The organism is Serratia entomophila (assembly GCF_021462285.1).
Lineage (GTDB): Bacteria > Pseudomonadota > Gammaproteobacteria > Enterobacterales > Enterobacteriaceae > Serratia > Serratia entomophila.
On record NZ_CP082787.1, the window covers coordinates 3,388,328 to 3,404,573 of the forward strand.

Genomic DNA, 16,246 nt, shown 5'->3' on the forward strand with positions numbered 1-16,246 from the left:
AAGGCACGGCTTCTGCCGTGCCTTTTGCTTTTTCAGGCCTCGGCGCGTGCGCGCCGCACCTGCTGGCTGTAATAGGCCAACGTCTGCTCAAGCGTTTCCAGCGTTACCGGTTTCGACAGGCAGTTATCCATGCCCGCCTCAATACAGCGCTGCTTTTCTTCCGCCAGCGCATTCGCCGTCACGCCGATCACCGGCGAAGTGAAGTTCAGCTGCCGCAGACGCTGCGTCAGACGATAACCGTCCATGTTCGGCATGTTGACGTCGGTCAGCACGATATCCACGCTATGCTGGTTCAGCACGCCAAGCGCATCGACGCCGTCATTGGCGGTCACCACCTGGTAGCCGAGCGAACCAAGCTGATCGGACAACAGCCGGCGGTTGATCGGATGATCGTCAACCACCAGCAGGTGGATATCGCCATTATCAATATCCACCGCGCTGGCCTTGGCCGGCACCGGCAGCTGCACCAAGGGGGCCGCGCCTACGGCGACGGCGCCGAACAGCCGGTTGAGCAGTGCCAACGTTTCGCGCGGCGTCGAGGTGCTGTGCAGCCAATAACCCGGCCGGGTTTCCTGCGACGGCCCAATATGCTCGGTCGAAAAGTGGATCTGCGCCAGCAACGGCGTGTTGATCATGATCGGGTGATCGCTGAGCATCACGTCGCCCTCGGCGGTGTCCTGCCCCTGGTGGCGCAGTATGCTGGCGCCGTAGCCGCCGAGGATCTCCATCAGATAGCTTTCCAACCGTTGGTTGCGGATATCCAGCCACAGGGTTTTTCCCTGCCAGGTGTCGCTGGCCTGCGGCACCGGGAACTGCGCGTTGAACAACGGAATGCGGATGCTGAACAGGCTGCCCAGCCCAGGTTCCGATTCGACGCCGATGTCGCCGTCCATCAGGTTGATCAGCTTCTCGCAGATAGCCAGCCCCAGCCCGGTCCCCTGGAAGTGGCGCTGAACGCCGGTGCCAACCTGGAAGAACGGATCGAACAAGCGGGTGATCTCTTTTTCCGGAATGCCAACGCCGGTATCGCGCACGCTGAACTCCAGGTAGCTACCCCGCGTGCAAACCTGCAACACAATGCAGCCGGTATCGGTAAACTTGATGGCGTTATTCAGCAGGTTGGACAACACCTGTTGCAACCGCACCGGATCGCCGTGAATGCGCTCCGGCACGTTCTGCTCGATAAAGCAGTACAGCCCCAGGCGTTTTTTCACCACCAGCGGCAAATAGTTACCGGCGATATGGGTAATCACCTCCAGGCAGGAAAACTCGCGCGGCTCAATCTTCAGCTGCTCTGATTCGATTTTGGAGAAGTCGAGAATGTCGCTGATGATTTTCAACAGCAGCCCGGAGGAGTTGTTCATGGCATTGACCAGGCGATCGACGCCCTGCGGCAGCGCCTTGGTCTGCAGCAGATCGAGGTTGCCGATAATGCCGTATAGCGGTGTGCGCAGCTCGTGGCTGACCGTGGCCAGGAACATCGATTTGGATTGGCTGGCCTGTTCCGCCGCCGCCGCCATCTCCTGCAGCGACTCTTCCATTTTCACGCGCGCGCTGACGTCCACCAGCACGCAGATCGCCACGTCCTCGTTGCGATAACGCGAATGCACAAAGCTGATTTGCAGGTTGTTGTTGTTGCTGGTCATGACATCGACAAAGTTCGCCTGCTGCTCGCAGATGATGCGCGTAATGCGGTCACGATCTTCGTGCGTCAACAGGTTGATGTAATTGTGCGCCAGCTCATTGCTCAGAATGTTGGTGCCGTCGCTGATGCGCAAGATACAAATACCCACCGGCGCCGAAGCCACGATCTTACGGTTGAACTGCTCATGCTCCTCCAGCCGGAAAGCGTTGTCCTCCGCCGGCAGGAACATCTTTCGTTCGAACAGCCAGGCCAGCGTGAACAGCACGATAGCCGAAAGCAGGTTCAGCAGCAGCGCGTTGAGGATCAGCATCTTGAAACGCTCCACCACGCTCTTCACCGGCAGCGCATAAACAATGCTGAGCGATGAAGGCGGCAGGGCCTTCTTCATGATCAGGTCGCGATAGTTATCCACATAGCCGAAGTAAGACGGCTCATTGGGGTAATGGTTAAGCGATGCGGCATAGCGCTCGCCATCGGCCAGGCGCAGCACCGGCTCGTTGTTCTCGTCCAGCAGCGTGACGCCAATCGGCAAAGCGCCGCCGGTGGCGAAATCTTCCAGCCTTATGGTCTGCTCAATACCGAGTAGCGCTTCCAGCTTGTTGCCGATGTAAATGGGCGTCAGCACGTACAGATAGCCGACGTCCGGCCGCTGCTGGCTGGGGCTGATCCAGTAAAGGTTGTTGTCTTTGTCCTGATTCTTGGCATTGCGGAATTTCAGAATACGTTCATGCAAAGATTTCAGCACGTTATCGCGGTTGGTTACGGGTTTGCCGCCACCGAACTCCGCCATGCACAGGCTGTCGCCGCCGATAAAGAACACCCGATTGAGATCGTAGGCCGCGACAAAGTTTTCTTTCCAGTACTGGATCAGCCCGCTCAGCGAATCAAGCGAGTTGCGGTAGGCGGTATTCAGCGTACAGTTGGATTCCGGGTACAGCGGGAAGAACTGCGGCGGGCTGCTTTTGCCGGGAAAGACGCCGCTGAACATATCCAGGCTGCTGACCGAACCGTTGAGGCGGTTCTCCACCATGTATTTGATGTCGCGAATAATATCGGCGGAATGGCGGACATACCCCTGCGCCTGATCGAAATCCAGGTTGTATTCCTGCCGCACGTCCGATTCTTTCTGATGCAGGATATTCAGAATATAAAAGGTGGTGAGCAGCGCCCCCAACGACCACAACATAAACGCCAGCACCCGGAACAGATAGCGGGATATTTTTAGCGTAGTTCGGAAAGAGGCTAAATATTTCAATCGGATACCATACAAAAGTCAGTGGCGGCGGCCGGCGGCTTGGTGCGCCAATTAAACCATATAACTGAAAAAGGGCCTAGCATCGCTGCCAGGCCCTTTTGTCTCAATGATGTTTCAGCCTTTAGGCGTTGTCATCATCTGCATCTGCGTCATCTGCGATATCCGCATCGTCGCCATCGTCCAGCGGCGTTGCGTCTTCCTCCACCGCTTCCGCGCCAGGTTCGAGACTGTCCAGCTCTTCGTCTTCCACCGGCTCGGCCACGCGCTGCAGGCCGACGACGTTCTCGTCTTCCGCAGTACGGATCAGCGTCACGCCCTGGGTATTACGGCCCACCACGCTGACTTCCGAAACGCGGGTGCGCACCAGCGTACCGGCATCGGTGATCATCATGATCTGGTCGGTGGTTTCCACCTGCACCGCACCGACGACCTGGCCATTACGTTCGCTCACCTTGATGGAGATAACCCCCTGGGTGGCGCGCGATTTGGTTGGGTACTCGGTGACCGCGGTGCGTTTACCGAAGCCGTTCTGCGTCACGGTCAGGATATCGCCTTCCCCACGCGGCACGATCAGCGAGATAACGCTGTCGCCTTCGCCCAGGTTGATGCCGCGCACGCCGGTGGCGGTACGGCCCATCGAACGCACCTGCGTTTCCGGGAAGCGCACCACTTTACCGTTGGCGGAGAACAGCATCACTTCGTTGCTGCCGTCGGTCAGATCAACGCCAATCAGCTCGTCGCCCTCATTGAGGTTAACGGCGATGATGCCGGCGCTGCGCGGGCGGCTGAACTCGGTCAGCGCGGTTTTCTTCACGGTGCCGCTGGCGGTCGCCATAAACACGTGGCGCCCTTCTTCATACTCGCGCACCGGCAGAATGGCGGTAATGCGCTCATTGGCTTCCAGCGGCAGCAGGTTGACGATTGGGCGGCCGCGCGCGCCGCGGCTGGCTTCAGGCAATTGGTACACCTTCATCCAGTACAGGCGGCCACGGCTGGAGAAGCACAGGATCGTATCGTGGGTGTTGGCCACCAGCAGGCGATCGATAAAGTCTTCTTCCTTGATGCGCGCAGCGGACTTGCCTTTGCCGCCGCGGCGCTGGGCTTCGTAGTCGGACAACGGCTGATACTTCACGTAGCCCTGGTGCGACAGCGTAACCACCACGTCTTCCTGATTGATCAGGTCTTCGATGTTGATGTCTGAAGTATTGGCGGTGATCTCGGTGCGGCGGCCGTCGTTGTACTGCTCTTTTACCGCCACCAGCTCTTCGCGGATCACTTCCATCAGACGGTCCGGGCTTTCCAGAATAAAGATCAGCTCAGCGATAAAGTTGAGCAGCTCTTTATACTCGTCCAGCAGTTTCTCGTGCTCCAGGCCGGTCAGTTTCTGCAGGCGCAGATCCAAAATCGCCTGAGCCTGCTGCTCGGTCAGATGGTATTTACCGTCGCGGATACCGAACTCCGGCTCCAGCCACTCTGGGCGGGCGGCGTCGTCACCGGCGCGTTCCAGCATCGCGCTCACGTTGCCCAGATCCCAGGCCTGAGCCACCAAGGCGATTTTCGCTTCGGCTGGGGTCGGCGCACGGCGGATCAGTTCAATGATCGGGTCGATGTTGGCCAGCGCGATGGCCAGCGCTTCCAGGATATGGGCGCGATCGCGGGCTTTGCGCAGTTCGAAGATGGTACGGCGCGTCACCACTTCACGGCGATGGCGTACGAACGCCTGCAGGATATCTTTCAGGTTCAGCAGCTTCGGCTGGCCCTGATGCAGCGCCACCATGTTGATGCCGAAGGTCACCTGCAGCTGGGTCAGCGAGTACAGGTTGTTCAGCACCACCTCGCCCACCGCGTCGCGTTTGACTTCGATCACGATGCGCATGCCGTCTTTGTCGGACTCGTCGCGCAGCGCGCTGATGCCTTCGACGCGTTTTTCTTTCACCAGCTCGGCGATCTTCTCGATCAGACGCGCCTTGTTCACCTGATACGGGATCTCGTGAACGATGATGGTTTCGCGGCCGGTTTTGGCGTCGGCTTCCACTTCTGCGCGCGCGCGCAGGTAGATTTTGCCGCGCCCGGTGCGGTAGGCTTCTTCGATGCCGCGGCGGCCGTTGATGATCGCCGCCGTCGGGAAGTCCGGCCCCGGAATGTGTTCCATCAGCCCTTCGATGCTGATGTTTTCATCATCGATGTAGGCCAGGCAGCCGTTGATAACCTCAGACAGGTTATGCGGCGGAATGTTGGTGGCCATGCCCACGGCGATGCCCGATGCGCCGTTGACCAGCAGGTTCGGGATTTTGGTCGGCATAACGGCCGGGATTTGCTCGGTGCCGTCATAGTTAGGCACGAAGTCGACGGTTTCTTTTTCCAGATCCGCCAGCAGTTCGTGAGCAATCTTGGACATGCGCACTTCGGTGTAACGCATCGCCGCGGCGGAGTCGCCGTCGACGGAACCGAAGTTACCCTGGCCGTCCACCAGCATATAGCGCAGTGAAAACGGCTGAGCCATACGCACGATGGTGTCGTAAACCGCGCTGTCACCGTGCGGGTGGTATTTACCGATCACGTCCCCGACGACACGGGCCGATTTCTTGTATGGTTTATTCCAGTCGTTACCCAATACACTCATCGCGTACAGAACGCGGCGGTGAACCGGCTTCAGCCCATCACGAACATCTGGCAGCGCACGTCCGACAATAACGGACATCGCGTAGTCCAGATACGAGTTTTTCAACTCGTCTTCGATGTTTACCGGTGTGATTTCTCTGGCAAGGTCGCTCATGGAGCTGCTATCCCTCTACTAATGATTCATCTGCCCGCTGCCATAGTGGCAAAGGTGTAAAACTATATCACAAAGCACGCTTTACGGGAAAATAACCGCCGCTGTTTGACGGAAATTGTGCAGATAAGTGCGCTAAAAACGCATCGGCGCAGACGTCGCTGCGCCGGAACATGTATAATCCGCGCAACGAGAACAAGGAGCCAGACACGCCCATGAATGCAGAATCATCCAGCCGCGCGCAAAACGTCGACCACCAGGAAATCGCCAAGTTCGAGGCCGTGGCCTCCCGCTGGTGGGACCTGGAAGGCGAATTCAAACCGCTGCACCGCATCAACCCGCTGCGCCTGAACTACATCATGCAGCGCGCCGAGGGTATTTTTGACAAGCAGGTGCTCGACGTCGGCTGCGGCGGCGGCATTCTGGCGGAAAGCATGGCGCGCGAAGGCGCACAGGTGACGGGCCTGGACATGGGCGCGGAGCCGCTGCAGGTGGCGCGCCTGCACGCGTTGGAAAGCGGCGTGAAGGTGACCTACGTGCAGGAGACGGTGGAAAGCCACGCCCATGAAAACCCGCAGCGCTACGACGTGGTCACCTGCATGGAAATGCTGGAACACGTGCCCGATCCGGCCTCGGTGGTGCGCGCCTGCGCTCACCTGGTGAAACCGGGCGGCCACGTCTTCTTCTCCACTATCAACCGCAACACCAAAGCCTGGCTGATGGCGGTGATCGGCGCGGAATACATCCTGAAGATGGTGCCGCAGGGCACCCATGACCATAAGAAGTTCATCCGCCCTTCCGAGCTGATCGGCTGGGTCGACGGCACGCCGCTGCGCGAAAAGCACATGATCGGCCTGCATTACAACCCGATCACCGATCATTTCAAGCTTGGCCGCAACGTTGACGTGAACTACATGGTTCATACCCGGCACGAAGGGTAATCGCCCTGAGCCGCGCCGGCCCTGGTTTGCCGGGGTTCGGCGCCCGTTCGGCATTAGGAAAAATACCCATTTTCCATATTTTCGATCAAAATCTGCGTTGTAAACAGTTTTTTAGAATATTAAATCAGATCAATATGCCGTTTTTTTCTAACGTTTAATAAAGCGGCAAACGATCATGTTTTTCAGGTTTTAAGGAAAATCTGATCCCGGTTATTGACAAGCTTGCCACACCAGTCACGGCGCGCACTCACAACGGCAAGTTACATTTCACCCCCAAGTTATCCACAAATTAGGCCGGTTTTGTTCACTTGCAAACGCCCTGTTTTCTCACTATCTTGTTACCTCACCGACATACAACCCCTATATATAGTGTTTACATACTGAGCAGAGCTACTACACTTCTGCTTAGGGGCACCATACGGACAGGTAAAACACCACATGAACCAAAGTCTGCTTGTAACTAAACGCGATGGCCGTAAAGAGCGCATCAACCTCGACAAAATCCACCGGGTCATCGACTGGGCCGCGGAAGGGTTAAACAACGTCTCGGTTTCTCAAGTAGAGTTGCGTTCGCACATTCAGTTTTATGACGGCATCAAAACCGCTGATATTCATGAAACCATCATCAAAGCCGCTGCCGATCTGATCTCCCGCGATGCGCCGGACTATCAGTACCTGGCCGCGCGCCTGGCTATCTTCCACCTGCGCAAAAAGGCCTACGGCCAGTTCGAGCCGCCGAAGCTGCTCGATCACGTGACCCGCATGGTAGAAATGGGCAAGTACGATAAACATCTGCTGGAAGACTACAGCGCTGAAGAGTTCGAGCAGATGGACTCCTTTATCGATCACTGGCGCGACATGAATTTCTCCTACGCGGCCGTTAAGCAGCTGGAAGGCAAATATCTGGCGCAGAACCGCGTCAGCGGCGAGATCTACGAGAGCGCCCAGTTCCTGTATATCCTGGTCTCCGCCTGCCTGTTCTCCAACTACCCGCGTGAAACCCGTCTGGACTACGTCAAACGTTTCTACGACGCGATTTCCACCTTCAAGATTTCTCTGCCTACGCCAATCATGTCCGGCGTGCGCACCCCAACCCGCCAGTTCAGCTCTTGTGTGCTGATCGAGTGCGGCGACAGCCTGGATTCCATCAACGCCACCTCCAGCGCCATTGTGAAATACGTTTCGCAACGCGCCGGCATCGGCATCAACGCCGGCCGCATCCGTGCGCTGGGCAGCCCGATCCGCGGCGGTGAAGCGTTCCACACCGGCTGTATCCCGTTCTACAAGCACTTCCAGACCGCCGTTAAGTCCTGTTCGCAGGGCGGCGTGCGCGGTGGCGCAGCGACGCTGTTCTACCCGATGTGGCATCTGGAAGTGGAAAGCCTGCTGGTGCTGAAAAACAACCGCGGCGTCGAAGGCAACCGCGTGCGCCACATGGACTACGGCGTGCAGCTGAACCGCCTGATGTACCAGCGCCTGATCAAAGGCCAGGACATCACCCTGTTCAGCCCGTCCGACGTGCCGGGGCTGTACGATGCGTTCTTCGCCGATCAGGACGAGTTCGAACGCCTCTACACCAAGTACGAGCAAGACGACAGCATTCGCCAGAAACGCGTGAAGGCGGTTGAGCTGTTCTCCCTGATGATGCAAGAGCGCGCCTCCACCGGCCGTATCTATATCCAGAACGTCGACCACTGCAATACCCACAGCCCGTTCGATCCGCAGATCGCGCCGGTGCGTCAGTCGAACCTGTGCCTGGAAATCGCTCTGCCGACCAAGCCGCTGGACGACGTCAACGACGAAAACGGCGAAATCGCCCTGTGTACGCTGTCCGCCTTCAACCTGGGCGCCATCGACAGCCTGGACGATCTGGAAGAGCTGGCGACTCTGGCGGTGCGTTCTCTCGACGCCCTGCTGGACTACCAGGACTACCCGATCAAAGCCGCTCACCGCGGTGCCATGGGCCGACGTACCCTGGGTATCGGCGTGATCAACTTCGCCTACTATCTGGCGAAGAACGGCGTGCGCTACTCCGACGGCAGCGCCAACAACCTGACCCACAAGACTTTCGAAGCCATTCAGTACTACCTGCTGAAAGCCTCCAACCGTCTGGCTCAGGAACAGGGCGCCTGCCCGTGGTTCAACGAAACCACTTATTCGCAGGGCATCCTGCCGATCGACACTTACAAGAAAGACCTGGATACCATCTGCAGCGAGCCGCTGCACTACGACTGGGAAGCGCTGCGTAAGGACATCCAGGAAACCGGCCTGCGCAACTCGACGCTGTCCGCTCTGATGCCGTCGGAAACCTCTTCGCAGATTTCCAACGCCACCAACGGCATCGAACCGCCGCGCGGCCACATCAGCATCAAGGCGTCGAAAGACGGCATCCTGCGCCAGGTGGTGCCTGAGTATGAGCGTCTGAAAAACGACTATGAGCTGCTGTGGGAAATGCCGAACAACGACGGTTACCTGCAGTTGGTGGGCCTGATGCAGAAATTCATCGACCAGTCGATCTCCGCCAATACCAACTACGATCCGACCCGCTTCCCGGGCGGCAAGGTGCCTATGAAGCAGCTGTTGAAAGACCTGCTCACCACCTACAAGTTTGGCGTCAAAACGCTGTATTACCAGAACACCCGCGACGGCGCGGAAGACGTGCAGGAAGACCTGCAGCCGACCAAGGCCGGCGATGACGACTGCGAAAGCGGCGCCTGCAAGATCTAAAGTTTGACACAGCGGGCCGGAATCTTCCGGCCCCTTCATTTAGCCACGTTACGATGGACTCAGGTTTATGGCTTACACCACTTTTTCTCAGAATAAAAACGACCAGCTGCTGGAACCGATGTTTTTCGGCCAGTCGGTTAACGTCGCCCGTTTCGACCAGCAAAAACATGAAATTTTCGAGAAACTGATCGAGAAGCAGCTGTCCTTCTTCTGGCGTCCGGAAGAAGTTGACGTTTCGCGCGACCGCATCGACTATCAGGCGCTGCCGGATCATGAGAAGCACATTTTCATCAGCAACCTGAAGTACCAGACGCTGCTGGACTCCATCCAGGGCCGCAGCCCGAACGTGGCCCTGCTGCCGCTGATCTCCATTCCTGAATTGGAAACCTGGGTGGAAACCTGGTCATTCTCCGAGACCATCCACTCGCGTTCTTACACCCATATCATCCGTAACATCGTCAACGATCCGGCGCTGGTGTTCGACGACATCGTCACCAACGAAGAGATCCTCAAGCGTGCGAAAGACATTTCCGGCTACTACGACGATCTGATCGAGATGACCAGTTACTATCATCTGCTGGGTGAAGGCACCCATCAGGTGAACGGCAAGACCGTTACCGTTAACCTGCGCGCGCTGAAGAAGCAGCTTTACCTGTGCCTGATGAGCGTCAACGCCCTGGAAGCGATCCGCTTCTACGTCAGCTTCGCCTGCTCCTTCGCCTTTGCCGAACGTGAACTGATGGAAGGCAACGCCAAGATCATCAAACTGATCGCCCGCGACGAAGCGCTGCACCTGACCGGCACCCAGCACATGCTGAACCTGATGCGTTCCGGCGCCGATGACCCGGAGATGGCTGAAATCGCCGTCGAGTGCCAGCAGCAGTGCTACGATCTGTTCGTGCTGGCTGCCCAGCAGGAAAAAGAGTGGGCGGAATACCTGTTCCGCGACGGCTCGATGATCGGCCTGAACAAAGACATCCTGTGCCAGTATGTGGAATACATCACCAATATCCGCATGCAGGCGGTCGGCCTCGGCCTGCCGTTCGAAACCCGCTCCAACCCGATCCCGTGGATCAACGCCTGGCTGGTGTCCGACAACGTACAGGTGGCGCCGCAGGAAGTGGAAGTCAGCTCCTACCTGGTCGGCCAGATCGACTCGGAAGTGCACGCCGACGACCTGAGCGACTTCGAACTCTAAGCGATGGCGACGCCAACCGTAACGCTGCGCGCCGCCGGTGCGCAGCTATCCTGCCCGAAAAGTGAAAGCTGCCTGCTCGACGTGCTGGAACTGCACGACGTGCAGGTGGAATATCAGTGCCGCTCCGGTTATTGCGGCGCCTGCCGCCTGAAGCTGGTGAAAGGGGAAGTGACCTATCGCCAACCGCCGCTGGCGTTTATCAACGACGGCGAAATCCTGCCCTGCTGCTGCATGCCGCTGACGGACATCGAGCTGGAAATCTAATAGGTTGGGTGCCTGAAACCGCGCCTGGAGACCAGAAGGCGGGGTTGCCCCCGCCCTATGATTTACCGCTTCACATACAGGTTAACGTCATTAGGACAGTGATATCTTTCTGGTAGATTTCCAACCCGCAAAAGCGATCTTTCATCATCCATACAAATATCAAAACCGTAATACATACAACAGTTAACGCGTATAGCGCATGTTTTTTATACATGCTTGCCTCCTTGCTGTGAAGGGGCTACCATACCGATGTCTAGGCGGTATGTGCAGCCCCATTCTGATTGAGAGTCAGTCTGGGGCTTTCATCTATCCGCCTTGTCACACAATGCCCAAGACGAACAGTCTCAAGCACCCGCACTGAGAGTAACAGCATTCTCCCACCGCGAATATCCCCTATAATATTATGATTAATAAGGGATATATCACTAAATCTAACGATTCCTTACTCGATGATCTCCACGATCTCCAGCCAGGCGTTTTTGCCGCATGCCTGCTCGCCATTCAGCCAACGGCGCAGCATGTCCAGTGCCAGCATCGCCACCGAATCCTGCCGCAGGCGCAAGCCATGGCGCGCCGCCCGGTAGCGTACCGTCTGGCCGATCCCCCCCTTCGGCGTGTGCAACGCAACGCTCACCCGATCGTCACTCATCGCGCTGACCGCCAGCGCCAACGACGCACCGGCCAGCTCCGCCAGCGAGCGGGCGCGCATTAGGGTGGCCTCCAACGCTTCCACACAGTGGGCGGGCAGCAGTTCGCCGCCGGCCAGCGGTGCGCCTTCGCTCTGCAGTTGCAGATTGATCAACCCGCCGCTGAACTGCTCGCTCAGCGCCAGCGTCAACCCCTGCTGCGTTAATCGCTGCGCCAGCAGGGCCGGCAAGCCAATCGTGCCTTCAAAGATGCAGTTGTCACCCGCCACGGCGCGTACTCGTTCCCAGGCCCGTTCCATCGCCGCACGTTGCCCCGCCGGACCGGTCAGCTTCAGTTCGATGATCGGGCTGGAAGATCGGTAGCCGAGCACCACTTCAGGCGGCAACGGCATGCCGTCCAGCTCGGCGGCCAGATCGCTTTCGGAGGTGCCGAACGTGGTCAAGCGCAAACACAGCGGCGGTTCGGGCAGGGTAAAGCGCTGGCGCAGACGCGGTACTATCTGCTGTTCGACCATCACTTTAAATTCGGAAGGAACGCCCGGGGTAAAAAACATCATGCACTTGTTCAACTGCAGCGCAAAGCCGCAGGCGGTGCCGACCGGGTTGTCGAGCATTTCGGCATTGGCGGGGATCAACGCCTGCTTGCGGTTGGAAGCGGCCATCGGCCGGCCGCGCGCGGCGAAATAGGCTTCGATGCGCGCCAGCCACTCGGCGTGTTCTGCCAACTCTACGCCGCTGGCTCTGGCGGCGGCCAGCGCGCTCAGATCGTCGCTGGTCGGCCCCAGGCCGCCGTTGACGATCAGCACATCGGCGATATGGCTGCGCTCCTGCAACGTTTCGATCAGAGAAGAGAGGCTGTCCCCTACCGTTTCGCGCCCGCTCATCGGCATACCTTGCTGGAACAGATAGTCCGCAAGCCAGGCGGCGTTAGTATCAATTATTTGCCCATGCAGCACCTCATCACCGGTGCTGAGCATCTCCACCCTTAACATTGATCTCTCCCACATTTTCGGATCATTCCACTATAGAAGGCCGTAAATAACTTTTCACTAGGCGCCGCCGGATAATTTCGGTCCGGGGCATTTTTTAGCGCGGGCGCGTCGCCCGCCGCAGTGTAAACATATCTAAACAGTAGCCGTAACGTCTGTTTGACACAAAATAGGCAATCAACTATCCTGCCGCACTCAGAATTAGTTACCTATAATTTTCCAAAATCTTTGGGCTGGTAGAGAAAAACGTGAAGAATCGCACTCTTGGCAGTGTTTTTATCGTGGCGGGCACCACCATCGGTGCAGGTATGCTGGCGATGCCGCTGGCGGCGGCCGGCGTCGGTTTCGGCGTAACCCTGGCGCTGTTGGTTGGCTTGTGGTTATTGATGTGTTACACCGCGCTGCTGCTGGTTGAAGTTTACCAGCACGAACAGGCGGATACCGGCCTCGGCACTCTCGCCAAACGCTACCTCGGCGGCGGCGGCCAATGGCTGACCAGCTTCAGCATGATGTTCCTGATGTATGCGCTGACCGCGGCCTACATCAGCGGCGCCGGCGAACTGCTGGCGACCAGCATCAGCCAATGGACTTCGCAAGACTTCCCTACCACGCTCGGCGTGTTGCTGTTTACCCTGGTAGCCGGCGGCGTGGTCTGCATCGGCACCCATTCGGTCGACCTGTTCAACCGTATCCTGTTCAGCGCCAAGGTGGTGTTCCTGGTGGTCATGCTCGGCCTGATGCTGCCGAATATTCACCAAACCAATCTGATGACCCTGCCGCTGGAGCAAGGCCTGGCGCTGTCGGCCATTCCGGTGATTTTCACCTCTTTCGGCTTCCACGGCAGCGTGCCGAGCATCGTCAATTACATGGGCGGCAACGTTCGCAAGCTGCGCTGGGTGTTCATCGTCGGCAGCGCCATCCCGCTGGTGGCCTATATCTTCTGGCAGTTGGCTACCCTCGGCAGCATCAGCTCCACCACCTTCGTCGGCATTCTGGCGCAGCAGGCGGGCCTGAACGGCTTGCTGCAGGCGGTGCGCGACGTGGTGGCTTCACCGCACGTCGAACTGGCGGTGCATCTGTTTGCCGATCTGGCGCTGGCGACGTCGTTCCTCGGCGTGGCTCTTGGGCTGTTCGATTTCCTGGCGGACTTGTTCAAACGGCAGGATAACGTGCGCGGCCGCCTGCAGACCGGCGCCATCACCTTCCTGCCGCCGCTGGCCTTCGCCCTGTTCTATCCGCGCGGCTTTGTGCTGGCGCTGGGCTTCGCCGCCATCGCGCTGTCGGTGCTGGCATTGCTGCTGCCGTCGCTGCTGGTATGGAAGACGCGCCAGAAGCATCAGGCGCAATACCGCGTATGGGGCGGCACGCCGGCGTTGGCGCTGGTATTTGTCTGCGGGGTGACGGTGATCGCCATTCAGCTGGGCATCGCCAGCGGTTTACTGCCTGCGGTAGGATAATAAAGGGGCCGCGGCCCCTTTTTTCTGCGTCAGAAGCTCAGGCCAACGCCGATGTACGGGCCATCGGCCAGCGTGTTGTCGCGGCGCCCGTCTTTACCTTCCATCTGCATATAGCGGTAACCCACGTCCACGCTCAGCGGGCGGAACTTCCAGCGCAGGCCGCCGCTGGCTTCGTTATAGGCCTTCACGCCGCTGGTGAAAGATTCAGGGGCGAAATAACCTTCGCCGTGCAGGCTGAAGTAACGGTTAATCTCCCACTCCAGGCCGCCGCCCAGTGCTACCGCTCCGCCGCTCTTCCCGTCTTTCGGGCTAAGGTACAGCGCTTTGGCGCCCACCGTCGCCGTCAACGGCCCCAGCGGCACGCCAAAGTTCAACCCCAGACTGCCGACGTTGCCGTCGTGGTCGCTGCGCGCCCAATTACCGGTCAGGCCCAGCCCAGAAGAGCCGGTGCTCATGCCGACGCCCAGGTTGGTGTAATGTTGTCCGGCTTCGCCCGACACGCTGATGGCGCTCGCCGAACCCGTTACAAACAGCAGTCCTGCCGCGCACGCGACCCAAGTCTTTTTCATTATCTTTCCCTCTGGTTTTGTCATCCATTCAGAATGATCGAGTCAACTGCTAATAATACCGTTACGAGTCTATACCAAAGTGCAACGACTCTTTAAGGGATAAAAGCGAAAAAATTCTTCACTAATCAAATAAATGTAAATTTATGAAAAGAAAAATCAAATTCAAGACGCCGACGCCAACGATAACTCAGACCTATTTGCCTGGCGGCGGCTAAAGGTCTACAACTAGTAATGGCATTGACCCAGGTCAGGGGGCGATGACCCTCTGCAGGATGATGATAACCAACGCTTAAGCCGCCCGAGTCTTAACTCAAGTGCAATACGATAAGGAGCAAGTGATGAGCAAGAAAGGACTGACCACCGCAGCCGGCGCACCGGTAGTCGATAACAATAATGTGATTACCGCGGGCAAACGCGGCCCCATGCTGCTGCAAGACGTGTGGTTCCTGGAAAAACTGGCCCATTTCGACCGTGAGGTCATCCCCGAACGCCGCATGCACGCCAAAGGGTCCGGCGCTTACGGCACCTTTACCGTCACCCACGATATTACCCAATATACCCGCGCGAAAATTTTCTCTGAAATCGGCAAGCAAACCGACATGTTCATCCGCTTCTCCACCGTCGCCGGTGAGCGCGGGGCCGCCGATGCCGAGCGCGATATTCGCGGCTTCGCGATGAAATTCTATACCGAAGAGGGCAACTGGGATCTGGTGGGCAACGATACGCCGGTGTTCTATCTGCGCGACCCGCTTAAATTCCCCGATCTCAACCACGTGGTGAAACGCGACCCGCATACCAACCTGCGCAACCCGGTATACAAATGGGACTTCTTCTCCCACCTGCCGGAGTCGCTGCACCAGCTGACCATCGACTTCAGCGACCGCGGCATCCCGAAATCCTACCGGCATATGCACGGCTTCGGCAGCCACACCTTCAGCTTTATCAATGCGCAAAACGAGCGTTTCTGGGTGAAATTCCACTTCCGCTGCGAACAGGGCATTGAAAACCTGATGGACGACGAAGCGGAAGCGATCATCGCCAAGGATCGCGAAAGCTCACAGCGCGACCTGTTCGAGGCGATCAAACGCGGCGACTTCCCGCGCTGGAAGCTGCAGATCCAGATCATGCCGGAGCACGAGGCCTCGCAAACGCCTTATAACCCGTTCGATCTGACCAAGGTATGGCCGCACGGCGACTACCCGCTGATCGACGTCGGCTTCTTCGAGCTGAACCGCAACCCGGACAACTACTTCTCCGAGGTTGAGCAGGTGGCGATGAACCCGGCCAACGTCGTGCCCGGCGTCAGCTTCTCGCCGGACAAGATGCTGCAGGGCCGCCTGTTCTCCTATGGCGATGCGCACCGCTACCGCCTGGGCGTCAATCATCACCAAATCCCGGTCAACGGCGCCAAATGCCCGTTCCACAACTACCACCGCGACGGCGCGATGCGCGTGGACGGCAACAGCGGCAACGGGGCGACCTACGAGCCGAACAGCTTCGGCCTGTTCCAGGAGCAGCCGGACTTCAGCGAACCGCCGTTGAGCATCGAAGGCGCCGCCGACCACTGGAATCACCGTGAAGACGATGATTACTACAGCCAGCCGCGCGCGTTGTTCAACCTGCTGAGCGCCGAAGAGCACCAGCGCATGTTCACCCGCATCGCCGGCGAGCTGTCGCAGGTACCGGAGCAGATCCAGCGCCGCCAGGTCGATCTGTTCAGCAAGGTGCATCCGGATTACGGCGCCGGCGTGGCCAAGGCATTGGGGCTGAAATAACCCCCT

The 16,246-nt window shown here is 58.3% G+C and carries 11 protein-coding genes; 6 read left to right on the forward strand and 5 right to left on the reverse strand.

All coding sequences use genetic code 11. The features are described 5' to 3' along the window. Positions 1-32 precede the first annotated feature (32 nt). Together rcsC and gyrA are read right to left on the reverse strand one after the other, a co-directional pair. Positions 33-2,900, reverse strand: a complete 2,868-nt coding sequence (gene rcsC / locus KHA73_RS16475; protein ID WP_234585459.1) for a two-component system sensor histidine kinase RcsC — start codon at positions 2,898-2,900, stop codon at positions 33-35. A 121-nt stretch (positions 2,901-3,021) separates the two neighbouring features. Further along, complete coding sequence (gyrA, locus tag KHA73_RS16480) at positions 3,022-5,676, reverse strand: DNA topoisomerase (ATP-hydrolyzing) subunit A (RefSeq protein WP_234585461.1); 2,655 nt, start codon at positions 5,674-5,676, stop codon at positions 3,022-3,024. 212 nt (positions 5,677-5,888) lie between these two features. Here gyrA and ubiG point away from each other — a divergent pair, with 212 nt between their 5' ends. The 4 genes from ubiG (at position 5,889) to yfaE (ending at position 10,803) form a co-directional block, all read left to right on the forward strand. Continuing rightward, on the forward strand, positions 5,889-6,614 hold the full coding sequence (ubiG, locus tag KHA73_RS16485) for a bifunctional 2-polyprenyl-6-hydroxyphenol methylase/3-demethylubiquinol 3-O-methyltransferase UbiG (RefSeq protein ID WP_234585463.1): 726 nt from the start codon (positions 5,889-5,891) through the stop codon (positions 6,612-6,614). Between the two features lie 438 nt (positions 6,615-7,052). Further along, complete coding sequence (gene nrdA, locus KHA73_RS16490; RefSeq protein WP_234585465.1) at positions 7,053-9,341, forward strand: class 1a ribonucleoside-diphosphate reductase subunit alpha; 2,289 nt, start codon at positions 7,053-7,055, stop codon at positions 9,339-9,341. 67 nt (positions 9,342-9,408) lie between these two features. Continuing rightward, positions 9,409-10,539, forward strand: a complete 1,131-nt coding sequence (gene nrdB / locus KHA73_RS16495) for a class Ia ribonucleoside-diphosphate reductase subunit beta (protein ID WP_234585467.1) — start codon at positions 9,409-9,411, stop codon at positions 10,537-10,539. A gap of 3 nt (positions 10,540-10,542) precedes the next feature. Continuing rightward, entirely contained in the window at positions 10,543-10,803 is a 261-nt protein-coding gene (gene yfaE, locus KHA73_RS16500; RefSeq protein WP_234585468.1) for a class I ribonucleotide reductase maintenance protein YfaE, read from the forward strand. A gap of 70 nt (positions 10,804-10,873) precedes the next feature. Here yfaE and KHA73_RS24575 read toward each other — a convergent pair whose 3' ends face one another. Both KHA73_RS24575 and KHA73_RS16505 read right to left on the reverse strand, forming a co-directional pair. After that, positions 10,874-11,017 (reverse strand): Hok/Gef family protein, encoded by a 144-nt coding sequence (locus KHA73_RS24575; RefSeq protein ID WP_073970250.1) that lies wholly within the window; start codon positions 11,015-11,017, stop codon positions 10,874-10,876. A 228-nt stretch (positions 11,018-11,245) separates the two neighbouring features. Continuing rightward, positions 11,246-12,442: a nicotinamide mononucleotide deamidase-related protein YfaY gene (locus tag KHA73_RS16505; RefSeq protein WP_234585469.1), complete on the reverse strand. Its 1,197-nt coding sequence runs from the start codon at positions 12,440-12,442 to the stop codon at positions 11,246-11,248. Positions 12,443-12,687: 245 nt separating this feature from the next. Here KHA73_RS16505 and tyrP point away from each other — a divergent pair, with 245 nt between their 5' ends. Then, positions 12,688-13,896 (forward strand): tyrosine transporter TyrP, encoded by a 1,209-nt coding sequence (gene tyrP / locus KHA73_RS16510; RefSeq protein WP_380737749.1) that lies wholly within the window; start codon positions 12,688-12,690, stop codon positions 13,894-13,896. A 29-nt stretch (positions 13,897-13,925) separates the two neighbouring features. On the opposite strand, the gene KHA73_RS16515 is transcribed toward tyrP, so the two are convergent. Then, positions 13,926-14,465: a YfaZ family outer membrane protein gene (locus KHA73_RS16515; protein WP_234585470.1), complete on the reverse strand. Its 540-nt coding sequence runs from the start codon at positions 14,463-14,465 to the stop codon at positions 13,926-13,928. Positions 14,466-14,803: 338 nt separating this feature from the next. Here KHA73_RS16515 and katA point away from each other — a divergent pair, with 338 nt between their 5' ends. Beyond that, complete coding sequence (gene katA / locus KHA73_RS16520; protein WP_234585471.1) at positions 14,804-16,240, forward strand: catalase KatA; 1,437 nt, start codon at positions 14,804-14,806, stop codon at positions 16,238-16,240. The last annotated feature ends 6 nt before the right edge of the window (positions 16,241-16,246 follow it).